The sequence below is a fragment of the Serratia sp. Ser99 genome, assembly GCF_024519545.1.
GTDB classification, from domain to species: Bacteria; Pseudomonadota; Gammaproteobacteria; order Enterobacterales; family Enterobacteriaceae; genus Serratia; species Serratia liquefaciens.
In genome coordinates, this window is sequence record NZ_JALJRT010000002.1 from 536,834 (window position 1) to 560,802 (window position 23,969).

At 56.9% G+C, this 23,969-nt stretch carries 24 protein-coding genes; 19 read left to right on the plus strand and 5 right to left on the minus strand.

Translation table 11 applies throughout. The features are described 5' to 3' along the window. Positions 1-329: 329 nt before the first annotated feature. The 6 genes from NR114_RS06540 (at position 330) to rsxC (ending at position 7,791) form a co-directional block, all read left to right on the plus strand. Entirely contained in the window at positions 330-2,015 is a 1,686-nt protein-coding gene (locus tag NR114_RS06540) for a ribulokinase (protein WP_234530116.1), read from the plus strand. A 34-nt stretch (positions 2,016-2,049) separates the two neighbouring features. Next, a complete protein-coding gene (araA, locus tag NR114_RS06545) occupies positions 2,050-3,555 on the plus strand; it encodes an L-arabinose isomerase (protein ID WP_234530114.1) in 1,506 nt (501 codons plus the stop codon). A gap of 159 nt (positions 3,556-3,714) precedes the next feature. Beyond that, positions 3,715-4,155: a DUF2569 domain-containing protein gene (locus tag NR114_RS06550; RefSeq protein ID WP_020826716.1), complete on the plus strand. Its 441-nt coding sequence runs from the start codon at positions 3,715-3,717 to the stop codon at positions 4,153-4,155. 144 nt (positions 4,156-4,299) lie between these two features. Further along, the gene (gene rsxA, locus NR114_RS06555) at positions 4,300-4,881 is read left to right on the plus strand and encodes an electron transport complex subunit RsxA (RefSeq protein WP_004938443.1); all 582 of its coding nucleotides are present in this window, start codon (positions 4,300-4,302) and stop codon (positions 4,879-4,881) included. Further along, positions 4,881-5,453 carry an electron transport complex subunit RsxB gene (gene rsxB, locus NR114_RS06560; RefSeq protein ID WP_004943888.1) on the plus strand — a complete coding sequence of 191 codons (573 nt, stop codon included), beginning with the start codon at positions 4,881-4,883 and terminating at the stop codon, positions 5,451-5,453. Before rsxA ends, rsxB begins: the two co-directional genes overlap by 1 nt. Beyond that, positions 5,446-7,791 (plus strand): electron transport complex subunit RsxC, encoded by a 2,346-nt coding sequence (gene rsxC, locus NR114_RS06565; RefSeq protein WP_256813777.1) that lies wholly within the window; start codon positions 5,446-5,448, stop codon positions 7,789-7,791. Before rsxB ends, rsxC begins: the two co-directional genes overlap by 8 nt. Before the next feature lie 178 nt (positions 7,792-7,969). Here the strand turns inward: rsxC and NR114_RS06570 are convergent, their stop codons facing one another. Next, positions 7,970-8,863 (minus strand): helix-turn-helix domain-containing protein, encoded by an 894-nt coding sequence (locus tag NR114_RS06570; RefSeq protein ID WP_020826714.1) that lies wholly within the window; start codon positions 8,861-8,863, stop codon positions 7,970-7,972. Between the two features lie 380 nt (positions 8,864-9,243). On the opposite strand from NR114_RS06570, the gene rsxD reads away from it, so the two are divergent. From rsxD to dtpA, 5 genes are all read left to right on the plus strand, one after another. After that, on the plus strand, positions 9,244-10,329 hold the full coding sequence (rsxD, locus tag NR114_RS06575; protein ID WP_234530110.1) for an electron transport complex subunit RsxD: 1,086 nt from the start codon (positions 9,244-9,246) through the stop codon (positions 10,327-10,329). 9 nt (positions 10,330-10,338) lie between these two features. After that, positions 10,339-10,968 carry an electron transport complex subunit RsxG gene (rsxG, locus tag NR114_RS06580; protein ID WP_020826712.1) on the plus strand — a complete coding sequence of 210 codons (630 nt, stop codon included), beginning with the start codon at positions 10,339-10,341 and terminating at the stop codon, positions 10,966-10,968. Then, entirely contained in the window at positions 10,965-11,663 is a 699-nt protein-coding gene (locus tag NR114_RS06585) for an electron transport complex subunit E (RefSeq protein WP_020826711.1), read from the plus strand. Before rsxG ends, NR114_RS06585 begins: the two co-directional genes overlap by 4 nt. Beyond that, positions 11,663-12,304 (plus strand): endonuclease III, encoded by a 642-nt coding sequence (gene nth, locus NR114_RS06590; protein ID WP_020826710.1) that lies wholly within the window; start codon positions 11,663-11,665, stop codon positions 12,302-12,304. The genes NR114_RS06585 and nth overlap by 1 nt, the downstream gene beginning before the upstream one ends. A gap of 606 nt (positions 12,305-12,910) precedes the next feature. Continuing rightward, positions 12,911-14,431 carry a dipeptide/tripeptide permease DtpA gene (gene dtpA, locus NR114_RS06595; RefSeq protein WP_046373676.1) on the plus strand — a complete coding sequence of 507 codons (1,521 nt, stop codon included), beginning with the start codon at positions 12,911-12,913 and terminating at the stop codon, positions 14,429-14,431. Between the two features lie 79 nt (positions 14,432-14,510). On the opposite strand, the gene NR114_RS06600 is transcribed toward dtpA, so the two are convergent. Both NR114_RS06600 and NR114_RS06605 read right to left on the minus strand, forming a co-directional pair. After that, a complete protein-coding gene (locus NR114_RS06600) occupies positions 14,511-16,601 on the minus strand; it encodes a prolyl oligopeptidase family protein (protein ID WP_234530108.1) in 2,091 nt (696 codons plus the stop codon). 158 nt (positions 16,602-16,759) lie between these two features. Next, positions 16,760-17,323: a helix-turn-helix domain-containing protein gene (locus tag NR114_RS06605; protein WP_234530106.1), complete on the minus strand. Its 564-nt coding sequence runs from the start codon at positions 17,321-17,323 to the stop codon at positions 16,760-16,762. 112 nt (positions 17,324-17,435) lie between these two features. Here NR114_RS06605 and NR114_RS06610 point away from each other — a divergent pair, with 112 nt between their 5' ends. After that, on the plus strand, positions 17,436-18,629 hold the full coding sequence (locus tag NR114_RS06610) for a benzoate/H(+) symporter BenE family transporter (RefSeq protein ID WP_149573353.1): 1,194 nt from the start codon (positions 17,436-17,438) through the stop codon (positions 18,627-18,629). 138 nt (positions 18,630-18,767) lie between these two features. Beyond that, the gene (locus NR114_RS06615) at positions 18,768-19,271 is read left to right on the plus strand and encodes a cupin domain-containing protein (RefSeq protein WP_046373679.1); all 504 of its coding nucleotides are present in this window, start codon (positions 18,768-18,770) and stop codon (positions 19,269-19,271) included. Here NR114_RS06615 and NR114_RS06620 read toward each other — a convergent pair. After that, positions 19,236-20,090 carry an aminoglycoside phosphotransferase family protein gene (locus tag NR114_RS06620; RefSeq protein ID WP_020826704.1) on the minus strand — a complete coding sequence of 285 codons (855 nt, stop codon included), beginning with the start codon at positions 20,088-20,090 and terminating at the stop codon, positions 19,236-19,238. The genes NR114_RS06615 and NR114_RS06620 overlap by 36 nt on opposite strands. Before the next feature lie 143 nt (positions 20,091-20,233). Here NR114_RS06620 and NR114_RS06625 point away from each other — a divergent pair, with 143 nt between their 5' ends. Both NR114_RS06625 and NR114_RS06630 read left to right on the plus strand, forming a co-directional pair. Further along, positions 20,234-20,611, plus strand: coding sequence for a RidA family protein (locus NR114_RS06625; protein ID WP_115058931.1), 378 nt, complete (start codon positions 20,234-20,236; stop codon positions 20,609-20,611). A 99-nt stretch (positions 20,612-20,710) separates the two neighbouring features. Further along, positions 20,711-20,980, plus strand: coding sequence for a hypothetical protein (locus NR114_RS06630; protein ID WP_044550680.1), 270 nt, complete (start codon positions 20,711-20,713; stop codon positions 20,978-20,980). Here the strand turns inward: NR114_RS06630 and NR114_RS06635 are convergent. Beyond that, positions 20,977-21,372, minus strand: a complete 396-nt coding sequence (locus tag NR114_RS06635) for a nuclear transport factor 2 family protein (protein ID WP_046373681.1) — start codon at positions 21,370-21,372, stop codon at positions 20,977-20,979. The genes NR114_RS06630 and NR114_RS06635 overlap by 4 nt on opposite strands. 199 nt (positions 21,373-21,571) lie before the next feature. On the opposite strand from NR114_RS06635, the gene NR114_RS06640 reads away from it, so the two are divergent. The 4 genes from NR114_RS06640 (at position 21,572) to dapA (ending at position 23,893) form a co-directional block, all read left to right on the plus strand. Then, complete coding sequence (locus NR114_RS06640) at positions 21,572-22,273, plus strand: HD domain-containing protein (RefSeq protein ID WP_256813778.1); 702 nt, start codon at positions 21,572-21,574, stop codon at positions 22,271-22,273. A gap of 103 nt (positions 22,274-22,376) precedes the next feature. Then, on the plus strand, positions 22,377-22,643 hold the full coding sequence (locus NR114_RS06645) for a DUF3811 domain-containing protein (protein ID WP_020826699.1): 267 nt from the start codon (positions 22,377-22,379) through the stop codon (positions 22,641-22,643). Between the two features lie 73 nt (positions 22,644-22,716). Then, positions 22,717-22,902 (plus strand): hypothetical protein, encoded by a 186-nt coding sequence (locus NR114_RS06650; RefSeq protein WP_020826698.1) that lies wholly within the window; start codon positions 22,717-22,719, stop codon positions 22,900-22,902. Positions 22,903-23,008: 106 nt separating this feature from the next. Next, positions 23,009-23,893 carry a 4-hydroxy-tetrahydrodipicolinate synthase gene (gene dapA, locus NR114_RS06655; protein WP_046373684.1) on the plus strand — a complete coding sequence of 295 codons (885 nt, stop codon included), beginning with the start codon at positions 23,009-23,011 and terminating at the stop codon, positions 23,891-23,893. The last annotated feature ends 76 nt before the right edge of the window (positions 23,894-23,969 follow it).

Consider the following 23,969-nt stretch of genomic DNA (forward strand, 5'->3'; position numbering starts at 1 on the left):
CGAAACCCGCTCGCGGTGAAAACGTTATCATTAGAGTAATGGCTGTAGCTGTAGCGCTTATCTCGCGGCATTGCCTTACAGCCGGGGTTAGACGGCTTAAGTTTTAGCGGGTATTTGTTGCTAAAATGTAGAGCGCTATCACATCCGTGGAATACAGCAGATATGTGCATATATTTAGCGAATTTCGCCAAGCGTTAACTTATGACAGCCGTCACAAAACCACTGTGGGAAGCAGAAAAGTGCATACTTCCAGCCAATGGCTCCTCACCTGCCCAGCGCTTCGGCTCCTATGGTTGTCACAGCGTATTAACACATCAGGAGTCAACATCATGACGGCAGGTGCTATTGCCCTGGGATTGGACTTCGGCAGCGACTCGGTGCGGGCGTTGGCGGTCGACTGCCAAAACGGTGCGGAGCTGGATACCGAAGTGGTTTATTACCCTCGCTGGCAGCGCGGTGAGTTTTGCAATGCGTCGGAGAATCGCTTTCGTCATCATCCGCTCGACTATATTGAAGCCATGGAACAGGCGATGGTCAGTCTGGTGCAGCGCATGACCCCGGCGCAACGGCTGCAGGTCGTAGGTATCGGCGTCGACTCGACCGGCTCCACCCCTGCGCCGATCGACCAGCAGGGCCAGGTGTTGGCGCTGCGGCCAGAATTTGCCGACAACCCGAACGCCATGTTTGTGCTGTGGAAAGATCACACGGCTCTTGAAGAAGCGGATGCCATCAATCGGCTCTGCCGTAGCGGCGAATTCCCCGATTATTCCCGCTATATCGGCGGCGTGTACTCTTCCGAATGGTTCTGGGCCAAAATTCTGCACGTCACGCGACGGGACGCCGAGGTACGTCAGGCGACGGCTTCCTGGATAGAGCTGTGCGATTGGGTGCCGGCGTTACTGTCCGGGACCACCGCCCCACAGCGGTTGAAACGCGGGCGTTGTAGCGTAGGCCACAAAACCTTGTGGCACCCCGACTGGGGCGGCCTGCCGCCAAAACCCTTTTTTGCCGCACTCGATCCCTTGCTGGTTGAGCATTTGCCCTACCCGCTGTTTGACGACTGCCACACCGCCGAGCTGCCGGTCGGCACACTGAGTGCCGAATGGGCCGCACGCCTCGGATTGCCAACCACGGTGGTGCTGTCAGGTGGCGCCTTCGACTGCCATATGGGCGCAGTCGGGGCCGGAGCCCAGCCTTATACCCTGGTGAAGGTGATTGGCACCTCTACCTGCGACATCCTGATCGCCGATCGCCAGCGGGTGGACGGGCGCGCCATCGAGGGCATTTGCGGCCAGGTTGACGGCAGCGTGGTGCCGGGATTAATCGGTATGGAAGCAGGACAGTCCGCCTTTGGCGATATGTACGCCTGGTTCGGTCGCCTGCTGAGCTGGCCGCTGCGCGAAGCGGCAAAAAGCCAACCGCAGCTGCAGCCCCAATTGCAACAGATAGAAGCCGGCATGCTGGCCGCGCTGACCGAGGCCTGGGCCGAAAAACCGTCACTGGATCATCTGCCGGTGGTGCTGGACTGGTTTAACGGCCGCCGCACGCCCTATGCCAATCAACGTCTGAAAGGCGTGATCGCCGATCTGAACCTCGGCACCGATGCGCCGACGCTGTTCGGTGGCTTTATCGCCGCTACCGCCTTCGGTGCCCGCGCCATCATGGAGTGTTTTGAGCAGCAGTCTATTCCGGTGGACAACGTACTGGCGCTGGGGGGGATTGCGCGTAAATCACCGGCGATCATGCAGGTCTGCGCCGACGTGATGAACCGACCGCTGCAGATCGTGGCTTCAGACCAATGTTGCGCGCTGGGCGCGGCTATCTTCGCCGCGGTGGCGGCCGGTCATTTCCGCAGCGTGCCCGAAGCGCAACGCCACATGGCCTGCGGCATCGAACGCACTCTCCAGCCGGATCCGCAGCGCGTCGCCCGCTACCAACAGCTTTATCAACGCTATCAGCAATGGTGCCAGGCCGCCGAGCCACGCTATGCCCCTAACGCCGGTTCAGCCTGCTGAACCCCCATTTCGACATGACAATTCAGGAGTCTCCATGGACGCATTCAAGCAGCGCGAAGTCTGGTTCGCCATCGGCAGCCAGCACCTGTACGGCCCGCACACCCTGCAACAGGTCAAGGCACACGCCGAGCAGGTGGTGGAAAATCTCAACCGTGAGGCCGGATTGCCGGTAAAACTGGTGCTGAAACCGCTGGTGACCACGCCGGATGAAATCACCGCCCTGTGCCGCGACGCCAACTATCAGCCACAGTGCATCGGCATCATGGCCTGGCTGCACACCTTTTCGCCGGCCAAAATGTGGATCGCCGGACTGTCGATCCTCCACAAGCCGCTGTTGCAATTCCATACCCAGTTCAACGCTCAGATCCCGTGGGACAGCATGGACATGGACTTTATGAACCTCAATCAGACCGCACACGGTGGCCGCGAATTTGGCTTTATTGGCGCCCGTATGCGCCAGCAGCACAGCGTGATAGCCGGCCATTGGCAAGACCCGGAAGCGCACCGGCGCATTGCTCAGTGGATGCGTGCAGCCAACGCCAAACAGGCCAGCCAGCAGTTGAAGGTGGCCCGCTTCGGCGACAACATGCGTGAGGTCGCCGTGACCGAGGGTGACAAAGTCGGGGCGCAGATCCAATTCGGCTATTCGGTGAATGCCTATGGCATCGGTGATTTGGTCAGCGTGATCAATGAGGTCAGCCGTGGCGATGTGGATACGCTGATTGAAGAATACGAAACCCGCTACGTCTTGAGCGATGCGGCGCAAATCAACGGGGAAAAGCGTGAAAACCTGCTCGACGCGGCGCGAATCGAATTAGGCATGAAGCGCTTCCTCGAACAGGGTAACTTCCAGGCCTTCACCACCAATTTTGAAGACTTGCATGGCATGAAGCAGTTACCGGGGCTGGCGGTACAACGCCTGATGCAGCAGGGTTACGGCTTCGGCGGCGAAGGCGACTGGAAAACCGCCGCGCTGTTGCGCATCCTGAAAGTGATGGCGCAGGGACTGGAAGGCGGTACCTCATTCATGGAGGATTACACCTACCATTTCCAATCCGGCAACGATTTGGTGGTCGGTTCGCACATGCTGGAGGTTTGCCCATCGATCGCCAAAGAACAAAAACCGCTGTTGGATATACAACCGCTGGGTATCGGCGGCAAGGCGGATCCGGCACGGCTGATTTTCTCCACCCCGGCCGGTGCGGCGATCAATGCCAGCCTGATCGACCTGGGCGACCGATTCCGCCTGCTGGTCAATCAGGTGGACACCGTGGAACAACCGCATCCGTTGCCCAAACTGCCGGTTGCGCGCGCCATCTGGCGGGCTCAGCCAACGCTTGCCACCGCCGCCGAAGCCTGGATCCTGGCGGGTGGTGCACACCATACCGTGTTCTCACAGGCGTTGGATGCCGACCTGCTGCGACTTTACGCCGAGATGCATAACATCGAGTTTGTGACGATCGACCACAATACCAGCCTGCCGGCGTTCAAAAATGAGCTGCGCTGGAACGAAGCCTACTATCAGCTTAATCGCCGTTAATCGGCCTGCTACCGGCGGCTTATCATGCCGTCGGTAGCCAAACGTGCTGCACCGGCCTCCTGGCGCCGACCATCCGCTTGATATTGATGACGAAGCCCGCGTTACCCGCTAAGCTATGCGGCTGTCACATTGAATCATGTCTTACCCAGGAAGCCGTTTATGTCTCAAGCTGATTACAACCGTATTGGCGGTTGGTTGCTGGCCCCGATGTCCTATCTGATCGTCACCCTGCTTAGCGCCAGCCTGATGCTGCTTCTGTATGCCATGGCGATTTTCATGCCGGAATCGCGCGAATACCTGCTGACCAACGCTCAGGCGTTTAGCCTACAGTGGTATTTTTCAGTGCTGACCACGATGGCAATGTGGTGCTTTACGCTGTGGCTGCTGTGGCTGTTCTGCCATCGTTCGCAACGCTTCCCCAAGTTTTTCCTGCTGTGGTTGCTGATTACCGTGCTGCTGGCGGTGAAAGCCTTTGCCTTTGCGCCGGTGCCGGATGAGTTGGCCGTACGCAGTCTGGGTTGGCCCCTGCTGATGGCGGCATTGTTAGTGCCTTATATGAAACGTTCCAAGCGGGTCAAAGGGACCTTTACCGAACGCTAGGCGCGTTGTGGCACGTTTTGTGCGTATGATTGTGTAAATTTTCGCCAAAAAAGGGCGAAAATAGCAATAACCTTGCTATCACTGTGTTGTGGTCAGGCCGCCAATTCCCGATAATAAGCGGCTTTTATTTTTTTAGGCATCGCAATGACCGAATACCTGCTCCTGTTTGTCGGCACCGTACTGGTGAACAACTTCGTCCTGGTGAAGTTCCTCGGCCTGTGCCCGTTCCTCGGCGTTTCCAAGAAACTGGAAAGCGCCATCGGCATGGGCATGGCTACTACCTTTGTCATGACGCTGGCCTCCGTCAGCGCCTGGGTGATCAACACCTTTATCCTGGTTCCGTTGGATCTGGTGTATCTGCGCACCCTGTCATTTATTTTGGTGATCGCCGTCGTGGTGCAGTTTACCGAGATGGTGGTACGCAAAACCAGCCCGGCACTGTATCGCTTGCTGGGCATCTTCCTGCCGCTGATCACCACCAACTGCGCGGTGCTTGGCGTTGCGTTGCTTAACGTTAACCTCGGCTACAACTTCCTGCAGTCTGCGGTTTATGGCTTCAGCGCCGCCGCCGGCTTCTCGCTGGTGATGGTGCTGTTCGCCGCGATCCGTGAGCGTCTGGCGGTTGCCGACGTGCCTGCGCCATTTCGTGGTTCTTCCATCGCGTTGATCACTGCCGGGTTGATGTCTCTGGCCTTTATGGGCTTTACCGGGCTGGTGAAATTCTAATGACCGCGTTATGGATTGCGATTGCTGCGCTCAGCGCCCTCGGCCTGTTGTTCGGGCTGGTGCTGGGCTTCGCCGCGCGCCGCTTTGAAGTGGAAGAAGATCCGGTGGCCGAGCAGGTCGATGAGATCCTGCCGCAGAGCCAATGCGGCCAGTGCGGTTACCCCGGTTGCCGCCCTTACGCCGAGGCGGTGGCCAACGGTGAGATGATCAACAAATGCGCCCCCGGCGGCGAGCAAGTGATGCTGAAATTGGCCGAACTGCTCAACGTCGAGCCGCAGCCGCTGGGCAGCGAAGCCGCCGCCGAGCCGGTGCGTCAGGTCGCTTATATCGATGAAGCCAACTGCATCGGCTGCACCAAGTGCATTCAGGCCTGTCCGGTGGACGCGATAGTGGGTGCCACGCGCGCCATGCACACCGTGATTACCGATCTTTGTACCGGCTGCGACCTGTGCGTCGCGCCGTGCCCTACCGATTGTATTGAAATGAAACCGGTCGCCACCACTACCGCCAACTGGAAGTGGGATATGAAGACGATCCCGGTGCAAGTGATCCACGTGGAGCAACATGCTTAATTTGTTCGCCGCCTTCAAAAAAGACCGGATTTGGGATTTCGACGGCGGGATCCATCCCCCGGAAATGAAAACCCAATCCAGCGGCGTACCGCTGCGTACCGCCCCGCTGCCCGACACCTTTGTCATCCCCTTGCAACAGCATTTGGGACCGGAAGGCGAATTGTGCGTCAACGTCGGCGAGCACGTGCTGAAAGGCCAGCCGCTGACCGTCGGCCGTGGCCGTACCGTACCGGTGCATGCGCCGACCTCCGGTACCATCAGTGCCATCAAACCGCATATCACCGCTCACCCTTCAGGGCTGGCAGAGCTGTGCGTAATTATTCAGCCGGATGGCGAAGACCGTTGGTGCGAACGCGCACCGGTGGCGGATTACCGTCAACTGCCTACCGGCGAACTGATCCAGCGGATTCATCAGGCCGGCATCGCCGGGTTGGGTGGCGCAGGTTTCCCTACCGCCAGCAAGCTGCAGGGTGGCATGAACGGGGTAGAAACCCTGATCCTCAATGCCGCGGAATGCGAGCCTTACATCACCGCCGATGACCGTTTGATGCAGGAGCATGCCGACCAAGTGATCGAAGGCACGCAGATCCTGCGCCACCTGCTGCAGCCGAAAGTGACGCTGATCGGCATCGAGGACAATAAGCCCGAAGCGATCGAAGCGTTAAAACTGGCGTTGCGCGATCAACCGGGCATCTCGCTGCGGGTGATCCCAACCAAATATCCTTCCGGCGGCGCCAAACAGCTCACCAAGATCCTGATCGGCAAGGAAGTGCCGCACGGCAAACACTCCTCCGCTATCGGCGTGCTGATGCAAAACGTCGGGACTGCCTTTGCCATTAAGCGCGCCATTGTCGACGGCGAACCCTTGATCGAACGCGTGGTCACCCTTACCGGTGAAGCGCTCAGCCAACCGGGTAATCTGTGGGCGCGCATCGGCACCCCGGTGCAGCACCTGCTGAACTTTGCCGGTTTCCAGCCGCAGGCCCAACAAATGGTGGTCATGGGCGGTCCGCTGATGGGCTTCACCCTGCCCGCGCTGAACGTGCCGATCGTTAAGATCAGCAACTGTATTCTGGCCCCTTCCGTCAGTGAAATGGCGCCGCAAGAACCTGAACAGTCCTGTATTCGCTGCGGTTTATGCGTTGATGCCTGCCCGGCGGGCCTGTTGCCACAGCAGCTTTACTGGTTCAGCCGTGGCGAAGAACACGAAAAAGCCCGCAAGCATAACCTGTTCGACTGCATTGAGTGCGGTGCTTGCGCCTTTGTATGCCCCAGCAATATTCCGCTGGTGCAGTACTACCGCCAGGAAAAGGCCGAAATCAAAGCCATTGATCAGGAAGCCGCGCGCACCGCCGAAGCCAAGGCCCGTTACGAAGCCAAATTGGCCCGTCTGGAACGTGAAAAACTGGCGCGCGAAGAGCGTCACAAGAAAGCGGCCGTCAAATTGACCGACGGCGATCAGGATGCGGTACAAGCCGCCCTTGCCCGCGTGCGCAGTAAAAATGCCGCGCCGGCAACCGGAACCATCAGCGGCGAGGCACCGGACAATAGCGAGATGATCGCCGCCCGCGAAGCCCGCAAAGCGCAGGCGCGTGAACGTCGTGCTCAGCAAGACGCGGCTGCCACCCCAGCGACGTCTCCGGCTGTAGAGGACGAAGATCCGCGTAAGGCTGCAGTTGCTGCTGCGTTAGCCCGGGTTAAAGCCAAGAAAGAAGCTCAGCAAGTCGACGCAGTTGAAACGCCTGCTGAACCGGTAGCTGTGGCACAGGAAGAAGATCCGCGCAAGGCAGCCGTGGCCGCTGCATTGGCACGGGTTAAAGCCAAGAAAGCTGCGCAGCAGGCCGATAGCGTTGAGTCGCCGACGGAGCCAGCCACTGCCGTGCAGGAAGAAGATCCGCGCAAGGCAGCCGTGGCTGCTGCATTGGCACGGGTCAAAGCCAAGAAAGCTGCGCAGCAGGCCGAAACCGTTGAATCGCCGACGGAACCAGCAGCTGCCGTGCAGGAAGAAGATCCACGCCAGGCGGCGGTTGCTGCAGCCATCGCTCGCGCTAAAGCCAAGAAAGCCGCGCAGCAGGCCGAAACCGTTGAATCGCCGACGGAACCGGTAACTGCCGTACCGGAAGAAGATCCACGCAAGGCGGCGGTTGCGGCGGCTATTGCACGTGCTAAAGCCAAGAAAGCCGCGCAGCAGGCCGAAACTGTTGAATCGCCGGCAGAACCGGTAGCTGCCGTACAGGAAGAAGATCCGCGCAAGGCGGCGGTTGCGGCGGCTATTGCACGCGTCAAAGCTAAAAAGGCCGAGCAAAACCTGGCGACGGCGGAAAACGATAAAGAGTAGCAGAAGCGGCGCCTTGCAAAACGCAAGGCGGCCCTGGCTGTTTCACTCAATAATGCGTGAGCGCCGCTGGCGACCACTTGAGCACGCAGCAAGGCGTGAGATATGAGGGTTAGTGGACCAAACAGGCGGTTCGTAATACAGGGCGCGTTCCAATGGTCCCAGCCCTTGGAGTCACGCCCTAATCAATAGAAATCAGATAGGTATAATCAACGTCAATCTGGCGCATCTTCGAATCCTGATTCCGCTCCTTGGTTTGAATTATTTCCATCTCCACGCTCCCTTTCACTTCATTACGCAGCCCCGGCATCACGTGGGTGATCAGATAGGCAAAGAACTGCGAACACTCTTTCGCAGAGCCCAGATGGTTAATAGAAATATATTCACGCCCGGCGATCGGGATAGTGTCGATCTGGTAGCCCGACAAAATATCCTGTTTGTTCTCAGGATCCACTGCCATGATGTGGGTGGCCGAATACGCGTCATCATCTCGATTTCGCACGGAATGAATGCTGTAAACCCGATGACAATCCACACTCAGCCCACGGAAGAAATCGGTGAAGATTTCGTCCTTCATCGCCATACAAGACGAATGTTCGATCTCCGCTTCCGAGGCAAAATCCAACTGGCGCGAAAAACCCACCAGCTGCATATCCGGCAACGTCAGGCGTTTCACTTCTGGGTAATAATCAGCTGCGAAATTGGCATCGAAACTAAAGCGCGGCATCAGGTTTTTCACATCCCACGTGTCCATCGAACGATAACGATTGGGCGTGGTGTCGAAACGCTGTTTGAACATGCGGGTAAAGGTTTGTTGAGAATCAAAGCCCAGTTCGTCTGAAATATCGATGATAGAACGGTGGGTGATACGTAACGCCACCGCTGCACGCGTCAGAATACGTGAGCGGATATAGGTGGCGAGCTGAATGCCGGTGATGCGTTTAAACTTGCGTTGCAGATGCCACTTGGAATAGCCGGAAATACGCGCGACTTCGTCCAGATTAGGCCGTTTCTCCAGATGTATCTCAACCCACTCAATCAGTTCTTCAATAAAAAATACATCTTCATTTGTCATTAATGTACATTCACTAACTTAATAATACACGGGATAATAACCCACATAGATTATGCAAAAGTTGTTATTTTGTGCGAAAAAAAGCCCCTAAAATACCCTGCAAATCCAGTGGTTATCGCCTGTTGTCGGCCAGTGATGCCGACGATTTTTGTTTTGACTGACCAAACTACCCCGCTTTTCTCGGCAAAAAAAATCTAATCGCGCCATTAGAAATTTCCCGCTCGCGTACACCCCGTGCTAAAAGCCGAATACCCGCACAATTAAGACGTATTACCCTCGCAGTGATTCAGGTAGAATGCAGCGCTATAATTTTTCCTGCGGCTCCTCTGAGAGGCGCGTTGAAACTGCCGATGCACGGCAAAGATAGGTGTAGTTATTCTATGAAGTTCAGGCCGGTACAACAAACAGCCGCCAAAGGCTTGCACATCGCCAGTTCTCCTTTCACCCATAACCAGCAAAGCACCAGCCGTATTATGCTGTGGGTCATGCTGGCTTGTATTCCCGGTGTCGCGGCGCAGGTGTGGTTCTTTGGCTACGGTACTCTGATTCAAACCGCCCTGGCGATGCTGGTCGCCCCGCTGGCGGAAGGCGCTATCCTCGCCTTGCGCAAGCTGCCGGTTCGCACGCGTCTGGCAGATAATTCTGCCCTGCTGACCGCCTTGCTGTTGGGCATCAGCCTGCCGCCACTGGCCCCCTGGTGGATGATTGTCATCGGCACTTTCTTTGCCATCGTCATCGCCAAGCAGCTGTACGGCGGCCTCGGGCAAAACCCGTTCAACCCGGCGATGGTCGGCTATGTGGTGCTGCTGATCGCCTTCCCGGTACAAATGACCAGTTGGCTGCCGCCGGATGAACTGCGAGCCACCGCGCTTTCATTCCAGGATACCCTGCTGGCGATCTTCAGCGGCCATACCGCGCAGGGCGCCACCATTCACGAATTGCAGATGGGGATTGACGGCATCAGCCAGGCCACCCCGCTGGACGGTTTCAAAACCGGGTTGCGCAGTGGCCATAGCGTCGAACAAGTGTTGCAACAGTCGCTGTTTGGTGGCGCTCTGGCCGGTATCGGTTGGCAATGGGTCAACCTCGGTTTCCTGGCCGGCGGGCTGTTTATGCTGGCTCGCCGCCTGATCCACTGGCAGATCCCGTTCAGCATGCTGGCAGCTATCGCCGTGTGCTCTGGACTGGCCTGGTGGCTTGACCCGCTGCAGCAGGCATCGCCGCTGATCCACCTGTTCTCCGGGGCCAGCATGTTGGGGGCGTTCTTTATTGCTACCGACCCGGTCAGCGCTTCCACCACGCCAAAAGGCCGCCTGATTTATGGCGCATTGATTGGCGTGCTGGTGTGGCTTATCCGTGTTTATGGCGGCTACCCTGACGGCGTTGCCTTCGCCGTTCTGCTGGCCAACATTACCGTACCGCTCATCGACCACTACACGCAGCCACGCGTGTACGGCCATCGCTAAGGAGCCATGATGCTGAATTCAATGAGAAAGCATGGCACTACGCTGGCGGTGTTTGCCGCAGTGACTACCGGTCTGACCGCGGTGGTGCATAGCCTGACGCAAAAAACCATCGCCCACCAGGCGGCATTGCAGCAAAAAGCCCTGCTTGACCAAGTGGTGCCCCCGGAACACTACGACAACGACATGCAGACCGAGTGCTTCCTGGTAAGCGATCCGGCGCTGGGCAACGGTGCCCCTCACCGCCTGTATCTGGCGCGTAAAAACGGTCAACCTACGGCAGCCGCGGTAGAAACCACCGCACCGGACGGCTATTCCGGCGCCATTCAGCTGCTGGTCGGCGCTGATTTCAGCGGCACCGTGCTGGGTACCCGCGTGGTCGAACACCATGAAACGCCTGGATTGGGCGATAAAATTGAGCTGCGTATCTCGAACTGGATTTCGTTCTTCAGCGGCAAGAAAATTGAAGGCCCGGACGATAAACGCTGGGCGGTGAAGAAAGACGGCGGTATGTTCGATCAATTCACCGGCGCCACCATCACACCGCGCGCGGTGGTCAACGCCGTTCGGCGCACGGCATTGTATATGGAAACGCTGCCGCCTAAACTTGATAGCTTACCTGTGTGTGGAGCCAGCGAATGAGTGAAGCCAAAGATCTGATTGTCCAGGGGTTGTGGAAGAACAACTCCGCACTGGTACAGCTGCTGGGGATGTGCCCGCTGCTGGCAGTGACGTCCACCGTGACCAACGCCCTCGGGCTTGGGCTGGCGACCACCCTGGTATTGACGCTGACCAACGGCTCCATTTCCGCGGTGCGCCGCTGGGTGCCGAATGAAGTGCGTATTCCCATTTACGTCATGATCATCGCGGCGGCGGTCAGCATCGTGCAGATGTTGATCAATGCCTATGCCTTTGGCCTGTATCAATCGCTGGGGATCTTTATTCCCCTGATCGTTACCAACTGTATCGTGGTGGGCCGCGCCGAAGCGGTAGCCTCTAAAAAACCCATCGGTTTGTCGGCGCTGGACGGCCTGGCAATCGGCCTGGGCGCTACCGGCGTAATGGTGACGCTTGGCGCGATGCGCGAGTTGCTGGGCAACGGCACCCTGTTCGACGGCGCCGATATGTTGCTGGGCAGCTGGGCCAAAGTATTGCGCATCGAAGTGGTTCACTTTGACAGCCCGTTCCTGCTGGCCATGCTGCCACCGGGGGCCTTTATCGGCCTGGGCCTGCTGTTGGCGTTGAAATACCTGATTGATGAACGGATGAAAGCGCGTACGGCCAAAGCCTTGCTGGCTGAACCGACGCTGGGACAAGGACAGACAGAGAAAGCCTGATGAATAAGCAAAAACGGCTGGAAATTCTTACCCGGCTGCGCGACAACAACCCGCAGCCGACCACGGAACTGGTGTACAGCACGCCGTTTGAACTGCTGATCTCCGTACTGCTCTCCGCGCAGGCGACCGACGTCAGCGTCAATAAGGCCACCGCCAAGCTTTATCCGGTGGCCAACACCCCGGCCGCCCTGCTGGCCCTGGGCGTCGACGGCGTCAAAGACTACATCAAGACTATCGGTCTGTTTAACAGCAAAGCCGAGAACGTGATCAAAACCTGTCGCATGCTGTTAGAACTGCACGGCGGCGAGGTACCGGAAGATCGTGCCGCGCTGGAGGCCCTGCCTGGCGTTGGTCGCAAGACCGCCAACGTGGTGCTCAATACCGCCTTTGGCTGGCCGACCATTGCCGTAGATACCCACATCTTCCGCGTTTGCAATCGCACCCGTTTCGCTCCGGGCAAAAATGTCGATCTGGTTGAAGAGAAGCTGCTCAAGGTGGTGCCGGCCGAGTTCAAGGTCGACTGCCACCATTGGTTTATCCTGCACGGCCGTTATACCTGCATCGCACGTAAACCGCGCTGCGGTTCCTGCATCATTGAAGATCTTTGCGAGTTTAACGAGAAGGTTTATCCCGACGCCTGATCGCTGCCACCGGGCGCAACGCGCGCCCGTCTCTTCCTCATATCCCATTGAGCTATTTTTTATCGGAAATGTGATATCAAGCAGCAGTAACCTTGGTGTTCTCGCGGATTTCAGTAGAAAACCCAATTCCCGCTTATTTTCAAGCGAAAAATTAGTTAAAAATTGCGGTAAACCTCACGTTTTAAAGATCACATTACCGTCACAAGCGCCAGTCCCGTTTTCTTAAATTTCTATAATTTTACAAAATGCGTCATATGCACAACAATCCAATGGATTAATCACCCCACCTATTGATATGGACTAATAAAACTCCATTCAGCAGAATATATCACTGTTTAAATTCCGTATAGCTTTTAATCAAAACAAAAACTCGGCAAAGCAAATAAAGACGAACGTTAATGCTGCATAACATTTGCAACATGGTTGTTTCACTCCGCGAGCGTTATATGTAACAGGATATGACAAACGCCTTGCCTCGTTGACAAAGATAGTGAACATTAACCGCCGTCATCCCATCCTATAACAACGCAGAAGGATGCAGTCCTGCATCACCTTTTGCAATTTCTCGTCTCTCTGGGACGGGGCAGTGAAAAATCAGAGGTACCAGTGTCAACAGCAAACAACAACAGCGAACAACCTGAAAGCGTGAGTCTTAACGCCTTCAAACAACCCAAGGCGTTTTACCTGATCTTCTCTATCGAGCTGTGGGAACGTTTTGGCTATTACGGCCTGCAAGGCATCATGGCGGTTTATCTGGTCAAAATGCTTGGCCTGAGCGAAGCCGACTCGATTACCCTGTTCTCTTCCTTCAGCGCACTGGTGTACGGCTTTGTGGCCATCGGTGGCTGGCTCGGAGATAAAGTGCTGGGCTCCAAGCGCGTGATCGTGCTGGGCGCGCTGGTGCTGGCCGTCGGCTATGCCATGGTGGCCTACTCCGGCCATGAAATCTTCTGGGTGTACCTGGGTATGGCGACCATCGCCGTGGGTAGCGGCCTGTTCAAGGCTAACCCATCTTCCCTGCTGTCAACCTGCTATGAGAAAGACGATCCGCGTTTGGACGGTGCATTCACCATGTACTATATGTCCGTCAATATCGGTTCTTTCCTTTCCATGTTGGCCACACCGTGGCTGGCGGCGAAATACGGTTGGAGCGTCGCGTTCTCACTGAGCGTGGTGGGCATGCTGATCACCCTGGTCAACTTTATGGTGTGCCACAAGTGGGTTAAACAGCACGGTTCCAAGCCTGACTTCAAACCCCTGCAGGTGAAAAAGCTGCTGATGGTCCTGGTGGGCGTAGTAGCTCTGGTAGCCATTTCCAGCTGGTTGCTGCACAACCAGGTGATTGCCCGCTGGGCACTGGCGATTATCTCCATCGGTATCGTGATTGTGTTCGCCAAAGAAACCTTTGCGCTGCACGGTGCTGCGCGCCGCAAGATGATCGTCGCCTTCCTGTTGATGCTGGAAGCGGTCGTCTTCTTTGTGCTCTACAGCCAGATGCCGACCTCGCTGAACTTCTTCGCTATCCACAACGTGGAACACAGCATCCTCGGTATTGGTTTCGAACCCGAGCAATATCAGGCGCTGAACCCGTTCTGGATCATGCTGGCCAGCCCTATTCTGGCGGCGCTGTATAACAAGATGGGTGACCGTCTGCCGATGCCGCACAAGTTCGCTTTCGGTATGATCCTGTGTTCCGGTGCCTTCCTGGTGCTGCCGTGGGGTGCCAGCTTTGCCAACGAACAGGGTATCGTTTCGGTTAACTGGCTGATCCTGAGCTACGCGTTGCAGAGTATCGGCGAGCTGATGATCTCCGGTTTGGGCCTGGCTATGGTGGCGCAACTGGTACCACAACGCCTGATGGGCTTTATCATGGGTTCCTGGTTCCTGACCACCGCCGCTGCCGCGCTGATTGCCGGTAAGGTCGCCGGTCTGACCGCCGTGCCTAGCAATGTTAACGACGCGCACGCTTCGCTGGCTATCTACAGCCACGTGTTTATGCAAATCGGTATCGCTACTGCCGTGATCGCCATCCTGATGATGCTGACCGCGCCGAAGCTGTACCGCATGACGCTGGACACCGCTGAAGATACCAACAAGAAAGCACAGGCGGCCGCTGCGGCCAACTGATCGCCGGCGAGGTTTTCATCGCAATAAAAAGCCGGGGCAATCATTTGCCCCGGCTTTTTTATCTCTCGTCCTGCGAGATTCAGACCTTCGGTTTAGCGCTCAGGTTAGTCCACATGAACTCGCTGACCAACGCACCGTGGAACGCGGCCTGTTGTTTGTCTGCCGCCGCACTGTGCCCACCCTCGGTATTCTCATAGAAATAGGCCTGCTGGTAGCCCATCTGCTGCATCCGCGCCGCCATTTTACGCGCGTGCGACGGGTTGACCCGGTCATCACTGGTGGCGGTGTAAAACAGCACCGGCGGATAAGGTACATCGGCTTTGATGTTGTGATACGGCGAGAAAGTCTTGATGTACGCCCACTCTTCCGCTTTGCTCGGGTCGCCGTATTCGGCAATCCATGAAGCCCCGGCGGAAAGCTGGGTATAACGTTGCATATCCAGCAACGGCACTTCACAGACGATGCAACCGAACAGCTGCGGGTACAGCGTCAACATGTTGCCTACCAGTAAGCCGCCGTTGCTGCCGCCGCGGGCTCCCAGATGTTGTGACGATGTCACTTTTCGCGCAATCAGATCCTCCGCCACTGCGGCAAAGTCCTCATAGGCACGATGACGGTTTTGCTTAAGCGCCGCCTGGTGCCAGGCTGGACCATACTCACCACCGCCGCGAATATTGGCCACGACGTACACCCCGCCACGCTCCAGCCAGGCCGGCGCCTTGGCTCCCATGTAACCCGGCGTGAGCGACACCTCAAACCCGCCATAACCGTACAGCAGCGTAGGGTTGCTGCCGTCCAGCTTGATGTCCTTGGCCGATATTTGGAAATACGGCACCCGCGTCCCGTCTTTTGACGTAGCGAAATGCTGGCTGACCTGATAACCACTGGCGTCAAAATCCTGCGGCCCTTGCTTAAGCAGTTCCGGCTCCCCGCCGTCCAGATTGCCCATGTACAAAGAGGTCGGCTGCAGGAAGCCGCTGAGAGTCAGGAAGTAATCGTTGGTCTCTTCATCAATGCCGCCGGCGGACAGGGTGCTGATTGCCCCCGGTTTGCCCAGCGGCTTGCGCTGCCAGCCATTCTCTTGCGGCGTCAGCACTTCCAACCGGTTTACCACGTTGTCCATGATGCTGAGGATCAGGTGATCGCGCGTGGCGCTGTAGCCACTTAACGCCACCTGCGCGGTCGGGGTGAATAACACCGTAAATTCACGCTTGCCGGCCAGATAATCGTCAAAGTGGGTCGCCAATAATGCACCGGAAGGATAGCGCGTCTCCCCCACCTGCCAGTCGCTGCTCGGCTTAACCAACAGCCACTCACGGTGGGTGCTGAACTCGGCATCGGCGGGAATATCAATTTTGATTTTCTGATCTTGTGCGGTCAGCAGATAGGTTTCGCGGCGATAGAAATCCAGGCTGCGGCCCACGTAGTTTCGCTCAAAGCCTGGCGTATGGTCATGATAGGCATACACCACCATATCCTGCGGTTGCGCTTCATACAGCGTTTGAGCCGCGCTCAACGGCGTGCCGCGCCGCCAGCGTTTGGCAATGCGCGCATAACCTGATTGAGTCATGGATCCCGCGCCAAAATCCGTGGCGACAAACAGCGTATCCTTATCAATCCACGAGGCCTGACTTTTCGCCACCGGCAGCACAAAGCCGTCTTTAACAAACTGCTTGGTCACCAGATCGAATTCACGGATTTCGGTGGCGTCACCGCCATCCGGCGACAGCTCCAGCAGGCAATAGCGGTATTCGGGAGCCAGCGACTGCGAGCCATGGAACACCCAATCTTTGCCTTCGGCCTTGCCCAACGCGTCAATATCCAGCACCGTTTCCCAGTCCGGTTGATCCTTGCGATATTCCTGCAAGGTGGTCCGTCGCCACAGGCCGCGTGGATTGGCTTGATCCTGCCAAAAGTTGTAATAGTACTCACCCCGCTTGGTGACCCACGGAATTTGGCTCTCTTTATTCAGAATGGCCAGCACCTGCTTTTCCACCTGACGAAAACCTTCACCCTGGGCAAAACGCGCGGTGGTGCGTTGGTTTTCCTGCTTGATCCATGCCTGTGCAGCTTTGCCCTGCAGCTCTTCCAGCCACAAGAATTGGTCGGCGGCGCTGGTGCCCCCGTCTGCCGCCATCGCCAGGCGGATACTGTTGGGTAATGAAGTCATCGCGAATACGGCTCCTGCGGTTTGTGCGCTGAGTTTAATAAACTGGCGTCGGTTGGTGACTGGCAAGTTCAATCTCCCTTTGAAAGTTAATAAGACTCATTTTCAACAAGGTAGGCGTTTGGCGGCGCAGAGTCAAAGCCTGCGCCCACGCCGTTGAATCAAAATTTAGGGTAATGGATCAGATCGTGAATGCGTACCGTCTGTTGGCTGGCATTGCGGTAAGCATGTGGCCGATCGGCCTGAAAGCGCATCGCCTCGCAGCTGCTCAGGTGATACCACTGCCCGTCGACGGCCAGCTCCAGCTCGCCGCTGATGACAATCACATGCTCGATCACCCCCGGCTCATGTGCAGAAGACTCGCTGAGCGCCCCTGGAGCCAGATCGATGACAAACATGTCGAACCCCAGTTGGCGATCGAAGGGAAACAACGGGACGACACGCATATCGGCGTTGTATTGATTAAACACTGGCGCATCGCCATAGCGGTGCAGCGTGGCCTGCTGTTGCAGCGGTGAGATCTCGAGAAACGCAGAGAATGCCACGTTAAACCCGGTCGCAATTTTCCACAGCGTTGCCACCGTTGGGCTGGATTCTCCGCGTTCGATCTGCCCCAGCATGGCCTTGCTGACGCCGGTATTTTCCGCCGCCTGATTCAGGCTCCAACCGCGCTGCACGCGCAAAGAACGAAGCGTTTGTGCCAGATGACCGGACAATTCCTGCATGTTTTTCTCCCTTGCTTTTCGGCTGATTATACCCCCTTGTACGTTATAACGCACGGTGCTATGCTGCCGCTTCACTGTGCGTTATAACGCACGACCGTTGCCGGAGTCAGCCATGCGCCCAGCCCTCTCTTTGCGTCATCTGTCCCTGCCCGCCGTGATGGCCGGGTTCGTTGCGGTATTGGTCGGTTACACCAGTTCTGCCGCCATTATCTTTCAGGCGGCCGCGGCCGCCGGTGCGACACCAATGCAGATTGGCGGCTGGCTGACCATGTTGGGGCTGGGGATGGGCATCACCTCCCTGGGACTGTCCCTGTATTACCGCACGCCGATCCTGACCGCCTGGTCGACGCCCGGCGCCGCGCTGCTGGTCACCAGTCTGCCAGGAACCCCACTCAACGAAGCGATTGGCGTTTTCATCTTTGCCTCCGGGCTGATCCTGCTGTGCGGCGTGACCGGGCTGTTTGCCCGGTTGATGGATTACATCCCTCAGGCAATTTCGGCGGCGATGCTGGCGGGGATCCTGCTGCGTTTTGGCCTGGATGCCTTCGCTTCGCTACAGGTGAATTTCGTACTCAGTGCCGGGATGGGGCTGGTGTACTTGATAACTCGCCGTTATCTGGCCCGCTACGCGATTGTCCTGACCTTGTTGACCGGTCTGCTGATTGCAGCGCTGCAGGGTAATATCCATCTTGCGCAGCAACCGTTGGCGTTCGCCATGCCGGAGTTTATTGCGCCACACTTTAGTGCGTCTACGCTGTTAGGGATTGGTGTGCCTTTCTTCGTGGTCACTATGGCGTCACAAAATGCCCCCGGCATCGCCACCCTCAAGGCCGCCGGCTACAGCGTCCCCACCTCGCCGTTGATTAGCTGGACGGCGCTGACCGCACTGTTGCTGGCGCCGTTCGGCGGGTTTTCGGTTTGTATCGCCGCTATTACCGCCGCGATCTGCATGGGGCCTGACGTGCATCCGAATCCGCAGCGCCGCTATATGGCCGCCGCTGCCGCCGGGGTATTTTACCTGCTGGCCGGTGCCTTCGGCGGCGTTATCGGCATGTTGTTCAGCGCATTGCCCGCCGCCTTGATCCACACCATTGCCGGGCTGGCGCTGCTGGGCACCATTGCCGGGAGTCTGCAACGCGCATTGCAAGATGAAAAGCAACGTGATGCCGCGCTGATCGCTTTCCTGATCACCGCATCCGGCGTGACGCTGCTCGGCGTCGGCTCGGCATTTTGGGGGATTATTGGGGGGGCCATCGCTCATATCATCCTTTCACTGCCACACCGCGCGAACCGCAGCGAGAATTAAGTCCGCAGGTTGAAAGGTGCTTTAGTCCCTCCGTCAATGTTCCCCCTTTAGCGATCTTCTGCTTAACTGATGGGGAACCATGGACGGTTTTTCTACTGCCATCGTCAATCACTAAGTGACATTGTCACGAGGATGTTTATGAATGAGCATGCCACGCTGTTAGCCCAGCGTCTGATCCGTAATTTCGACCAGGTCGAGAAATCACACGACAGCCGTCCACCGCTGTATGACAGCATTGGCGCCCGTTTGGGCACCGGTACCGCAGCCAAAAAACTGGGGGCTTCTATCGACGTGGTAGCCCCGGGCATGCGTTCATGCCCTTATCACTTCCACTATGCGCAGGAGGAGATGTTCATCGTGCTGGAGGGGATCGGCACCTTACGGGTTGCCGGGGAGCGGCTGCCGATCAAAAGCGGGGACGTTATTTTCATTCCGCCGGGCCCGGAATACCCGCATCAGATCATCAACACGTCGGATGCGCCGCTAAAATATCTGTCTGTCAGCACCCGCGAGCAGCCCGAACTGGTGGAATATCCTGACTCAGGCAAATTTCAGGCGATGGCCGTGGACCAAAATGGTGAAACGGTACGCTATTTACAGCGCCCTTCAGCGTCGCTCGATTATTGGCAGGATGAACCCTGAATCCCCTTCCGGTAACGACAGGCCCAGTGCGAGCGCCGCCTGCTCGGCGACACGGAAATCGATATCCGCCGCTTCGCCGTCCTCCATGAACCAGGCGGCGGACAGCCCTGCCCAGGCAAGGATCCACTGCAGCAGACGCTGGCGCTCCAGCCCGGCCAGTTGACAGATCTGCACGACTCGCCGCTGAAAAATGTCTGGGTCAGTAGCAATACCGTAGTTGGGGTTGCAGAAGATGTTGGCGTAGTCGAAGGCGCGTTCGCCATAAAGGCGTTTAGGGTCGATCACCAGCCAGCCACGCTCACCGAAATCCAGCACGTTGTCATGGTGTATATCTCCGTGCAACACGGTCTGTTCACGCGGGCTGGTCAGCAATTCTGCGGCCACCCTGGCGCTGAGGCGCAGCATGCCACCGTGTGCCTGCGCCGCCGGCCACAGTGAGTTAAACCATTGGTGCAAAGGAATGAGTTCCGGTAAGGGTTCGGCACGTGGTGCATGCAGGCGGGCAACAACCTGGCAAAGAATTTCCGTCGCCTGACGATCGTCGCCATCGCGCACCATTTGCGGCAACGAGCGGCTGCCTTGCGCACGCTCCAGCAAGATCCCATCCTCATGCCAGGCTAGCACCCGCGCAGCACCTTCGCCCTGCCACCAGCACATCAATAAACCGCCGAACTTTTCTTCCTGTTCGCGGGCTATTTTCAACATGGCGGCGGCCCCCTGATAGCGAACGGGCATCAGCAGGCTGCTGTGAGTTTCAAACGCCTGGCCGTCGGGCTGTAGCTGCCAGCGTTGCATGTAAGGTATTAAGGCCGAATTCATTACCCTGAAACGTCCTTCACAGTTATAAATGAATGGTAGTGATATTATTTAAAATCAATATATCGCAGCGTACTTCCGATGTTCATCGCACTATCCTAACCAAGTTTGTTTACTTTTTTAATTTATCTCTCGGGGTTTTTACCATGACATCATTAAAGCGCATTAATTATCCGCATCTGCCTACGCCGGGGGGGCCCTATGTCCATGCCGTACGCCACGGGGATACGCTGTATGTTTCCGGCCTGACGGCATTTGCCACCGAGGCTCAGGGGCAAACGACCCAGCAACAGACGCAGGCGGTTCTGGAGCAACTGGCAACCATCGCCGCCACAGAGGGCACGAACCTCAAAGCGCTGATTAAAATAACCGTGTTTCTAACCGATATCGGCGATTTGCCGGCCATCCGGCCGATACTGTTTGACTATTGCGACGGCGCGCTTCCGGCCTGCTCACTGGTCGCGGTCAGCGCCTTGTTCTCGCCACAGGTCAGCGTTGAGATCGAAGCCGTTCTGGCGCTGTGAACGTAAGGTGCCCGTAGGCATCGCGTGCGTTACCCTTTGCCGCCATTGGGACTATTCTGCTAATTTACAGCTAGGAACTTTATTACCGCCGAGACGTTAATGCAGCAAAAGCCGGTTATGCACGAAGCCAGACAGTTAAAGCGCCTCAACGCCGCCACGCGTCGGCAATCCCATATGTATAAGTGGATTGCCTTTATCGCGGCGCTTGACGCCATACTGGTATTTTTTTATGACCGGGATATGCGCAACATTACCTTTTCAGGCGCCGTTGCGCTGGTGTGCGGATATTTGTGGATCCGCGATCGCAACAAAGCGCGCGGTTATCGGCGGGAGTACGATCGCAAATTTGGCAAGCACAGCGGCCTTTAGTCCTGCATTGCTTCCAGCACTTTTGCGCTGTCGACGATTTGCACGAACTTAACGATTTTTCCCGCACGCAGCTGGTAAATATGCGCAAAGGATGCGGTGAAGGACTTTCCGGTGGCCGCGTAGGTGCCATGGTAGAACCCCTGCGCAATCACGGTTTCGCCGGCATCATAGAAGTGGTCGACATCGGCGCGATAGCCCTGCCATTCCGTCCCCAAACGCTGGTGAACATTTTTGAATATCGCCTGCGGGCCGATATAGGTGCCGGCATAAGGAAACCCCGCCGCTTCGGTCCACTCGGCATCTGGCGCCAGCGCTGCCAGCAGATTGCGGCCATTCTCTTCGGCACTGCCGCCCTCATAGGTGGCGCGTACAATTTCAAGATTCGTAGGCATGATCTTTCTCCGGTGGCGTCTGCAGGATATTCCGGCCATACCCCGCAGACACAGGTTTACACCAAGCGGAGATGACCGGAATGGCGTCATTGTAAGTTGCTTATTCCGGTATAAAAACCGCGATTGCGGCAATAGTCTGTTGCATTGTAGTAAACAATTAGAACATTGCGCTGTCATCACCGCCGCATCAAAGGGGGTTATGATTGAGGTTTTCCGCCCACAAGGAACAAAACACGTGCATTCTTCACCACTGACGCAAGCCTTACTACAGCCTTTCGCCCCCCATCAGGAACTGGCTCAGGCGTTGTTGCCACTGACGCTCGATTCCGATGATGGCTCTCATGACGTGGCACATCTGCATCGCGTGTGGAAAAACACCCGCAAAATCAGTCAACAAGAAGGTGGCAACCGTCGCATCCTGTGTGCGGCCGTGCTGTTGCATGACTGTGTGGCAGTGGAAAAAAACTCGCCACAGCGCCATCTGGCCTCGCGCATGGCGGCAGAGAAAGGCGCCCTGGTGCTCAAACAGCTGGGCTGGGAGCCGCAGGACATTGCCGAAACCGCCCATGCCATCGAGGCCCACAGCTTCTCCGCAGCCATTACCCCGGAGAGCCTGGAGGCAAAAATCATTCAGGACGCAGACCGTCTGGACGCTATCGGCATGATTGGCGTAGCGCGTTGTTTCTATATTGGTGGACGCATGCGCAGCGCGCTGTACGATGCCGCCGATCCGCTGGCGGAACAGCGCCAATATGACGACAAGCGTTTTTCCCTGGATCACTTCGAAACCAAGTTATTCAAACTGCAGGAAGGTTTCCAAACCGCCACCGGCAAGAAAATGGCGCTGGAACGTACCGAACGCATGCGGCGTTTCCTCAGCGAACTGCTGGAAGAGATGTAACGCGCCAGCGCCCTGCAAACTGGCATTTCCGTTACGGCAGCAGCATCTTCACACCGCTAATTGCTGTACACTGGATGCCAACTTCACTGACCAGGCTGCAAAAATGAAAAAACTGACGCTGAAAGACATGACGGAAAGCGAGCAACGTGAAGTAAAAACCGAGTTGGACAAGGCACGTAAAAGCCTCGGGCGCGCCTTGACCAATGGCGAGAATAACAAGATCAAGGATGAGGTGGTGGCTCGCATCACTGCCGCCCGCGAGAAAATTGAAAAAGCTACCCGGGCCGAACGCAAAGCCAATCGCGTTCAACCCACCGGGGAAACGTTCAGTTGGTCGGCTTCGATCAACGGCGCACGCCGTCCCCGCTAATCAATTTCGCCCCGCCAAGGCGGGGTTTTCCTTTTCCCTGCTTATTAGCCAAACTCATCAGCGCGGTTTAATCATGAATAACCGTGTTATCAACCTGTTGCAAATTGACAGCATCATGCAGAATATTCATTATCATCGCATTACCCCTTTTCAAGAGACCGCCATGACTCACCTCAACCACAATGACGCTGCGCAAATATCGGCATTGCCGCTTGAAGGTTTGGTGGCAGTTTACTCGAAGAAACAGACGCTCATTTGATCGGGGCGCGCTGTCCCGTCAGATGAGCTGACTGGGCGGTGTACGACTCGTTTCCCCTCTTGTTATCTCATCTGGCTTCTTATTGTTCGCATTGAAGGAAATTACTATGGCCTCATTTTCCGGTATCTGGGTTGCGCTGGTGACCCCATTTAATCACAACGCCGTTGACCTGCCCGCCACCCAACGGCTGGCCCAACACCTGATCGCCTCTGGCGTCGATGGGTTGGTGGTTTGCGGTACCACCGGTGAGGCTGCCGCGTTAAGCAAGGAAGAACAGCTGGCGGTGCTCGATGCCGTGCTGGCCGTGACGCCTGCCCATCAGGTGGTGATGGGGCTGGCCGGCAATAACCTTATCGACACATTGCAAATGCAACAGGCGATCCAGCTGCGCGACGTCGCCGGCGTGCTGATCCCCGCCCCCTACTACATTCGCCCGTCGCAATGCGGTCTGGTGGACTATTTCACCCAGTTGGCCGACGCCTCAAGCGTGCCGGTGATCCTGTACAACATTCCGCAACGCACCGGCGTGGTGATGGAGCTGACAACCCTGCGCCAGATTGCACGCCATCCGCAGGTGAAAGCCATCAAGGACTGCGGCGGTAATCCGGACACCACCATGGCGCTGATTAACGACGGTGAAATCGACGTACTGACCGGGGAAGATAACCTGATCCTGACGACGCTGTGCCTGGGCGGCACCGGGGCGATTTCTGCTTCCGCGCATATTCAGCCGCAGCGTTTTGTGCAATTGGTGCAGCAGGTCGCCGACGGCGATTTGGTTGCCGCCCGCGCTAACTTCTATGGCCTGCTGCCGATGATCCAGCAAATGTTCAGCTTCCCGAACCCAGCCCCGGTCAAAGCCGCATTGGCGCAGCAGGGTCTGATCCGTAACGAGCTGCGTTCGCCCATGCAAATCGCGCCGCAGGCATTGCAACAGCAAATTGCCGTCACCCTGGCGCAGTTGCAGCCCGAAGCCGCGTTGATAAGTTAAATTTGTCGTTTAACCCGCTGTAATTTTGGCGTTATAGAGCTAGGATCAGAAGTTAAGCATGCCTGTCACTCATCAT

Coding starts and splice junctions, on each gene's coding strand:
- NR114_RS06540 (WP_234530116.1), top strand. CDS start 330: ATGACGGCAGGTGCTATTGCCCTGGGATTGGACTTCGGCAGCGACTCG.
- araA (WP_234530114.1), top strand. CDS start 2,050: ATGGACGCATTCAAGCAGCGCGAAGTCTGGTTCGCCATCGGCAGCCAG.
- NR114_RS06550 (WP_020826716.1), top strand. CDS start 3,715: ATGTCTCAAGCTGATTACAACCGTATTGGCGGTTGGTTGCTGGCCCCG.
- rsxA (WP_004938443.1), top strand. CDS start 4,300: ATGACCGAATACCTGCTCCTGTTTGTCGGCACCGTACTGGTGAACAAC.
- rsxB (WP_004943888.1), top strand. CDS start 4,881: ATGACCGCGTTATGGATTGCGATTGCTGCGCTCAGCGCCCTCGGCCTG.
- rsxC (WP_256813777.1), top strand. CDS start 5,446: ATGCTTAATTTGTTCGCCGCCTTCAAAAAAGACCGGATTTGGGATTTC.
- NR114_RS06570 (WP_020826714.1), bottom strand. CDS start 8,863: ATGACAAATGAAGATGTATTTTTTATTGAAGAACTGATTGAGTGGGTT.
- rsxD (WP_234530110.1), top strand. CDS start 9,244: ATGAAGTTCAGGCCGGTACAACAAACAGCCGCCAAAGGCTTGCACATC.
- rsxG (WP_020826712.1), top strand. CDS start 10,339: ATGCTGAATTCAATGAGAAAGCATGGCACTACGCTGGCGGTGTTTGCC.
- NR114_RS06585 (WP_020826711.1), top strand. CDS start 10,965: ATGAGTGAAGCCAAAGATCTGATTGTCCAGGGGTTGTGGAAGAACAAC.
- nth (WP_020826710.1), top strand. CDS start 11,663: ATGAATAAGCAAAAACGGCTGGAAATTCTTACCCGGCTGCGCGACAAC.
- NR114_RS06600 (WP_234530108.1), bottom strand. CDS start 16,601: ATGACTTCATTACCCAACAGTATCCGCCTGGCGATGGCGGCAGACGGG.
- NR114_RS06605 (WP_234530106.1), bottom strand. CDS start 17,323: ATGCAGGAATTGTCCGGTCATCTGGCACAAACGCTTCGTTCTTTGCGC.
- NR114_RS06610 (WP_149573353.1), top strand. CDS start 17,436: ATGCGCCCAGCCCTCTCTTTGCGTCATCTGTCCCTGCCCGCCGTGATG.
- NR114_RS06615 (WP_046373679.1), top strand. CDS start 18,768: ATGAATGAGCATGCCACGCTGTTAGCCCAGCGTCTGATCCGTAATTTC.
- NR114_RS06620 (WP_020826704.1), bottom strand. CDS start 20,090: ATGAATTCGGCCTTAATACCTTACATGCAACGCTGGCAGCTACAGCCC.
- NR114_RS06625 (WP_115058931.1), top strand. CDS start 20,234: ATGACATCATTAAAGCGCATTAATTATCCGCATCTGCCTACGCCGGGG.
- NR114_RS06630 (WP_044550680.1), top strand. CDS start 20,711: ATGCAGCAAAAGCCGGTTATGCACGAAGCCAGACAGTTAAAGCGCCTC.
- NR114_RS06635 (WP_046373681.1), bottom strand. CDS start 21,372: ATGCCTACGAATCTTGAAATTGTACGCGCCACCTATGAGGGCGGCAGT.
- NR114_RS06640 (WP_256813778.1), top strand. CDS start 21,572: ATGATTGAGGTTTTCCGCCCACAAGGAACAAAACACGTGCATTCTTCA.
- NR114_RS06645 (WP_020826699.1), top strand. CDS start 22,377: ATGAAAAAACTGACGCTGAAAGACATGACGGAAAGCGAGCAACGTGAA.
- NR114_RS06650 (WP_020826698.1), top strand. CDS start 22,717: ATGAATAACCGTGTTATCAACCTGTTGCAAATTGACAGCATCATGCAG.
- dapA (WP_046373684.1), top strand. CDS start 23,009: ATGGCCTCATTTTCCGGTATCTGGGTTGCGCTGGTGACCCCATTTAAT.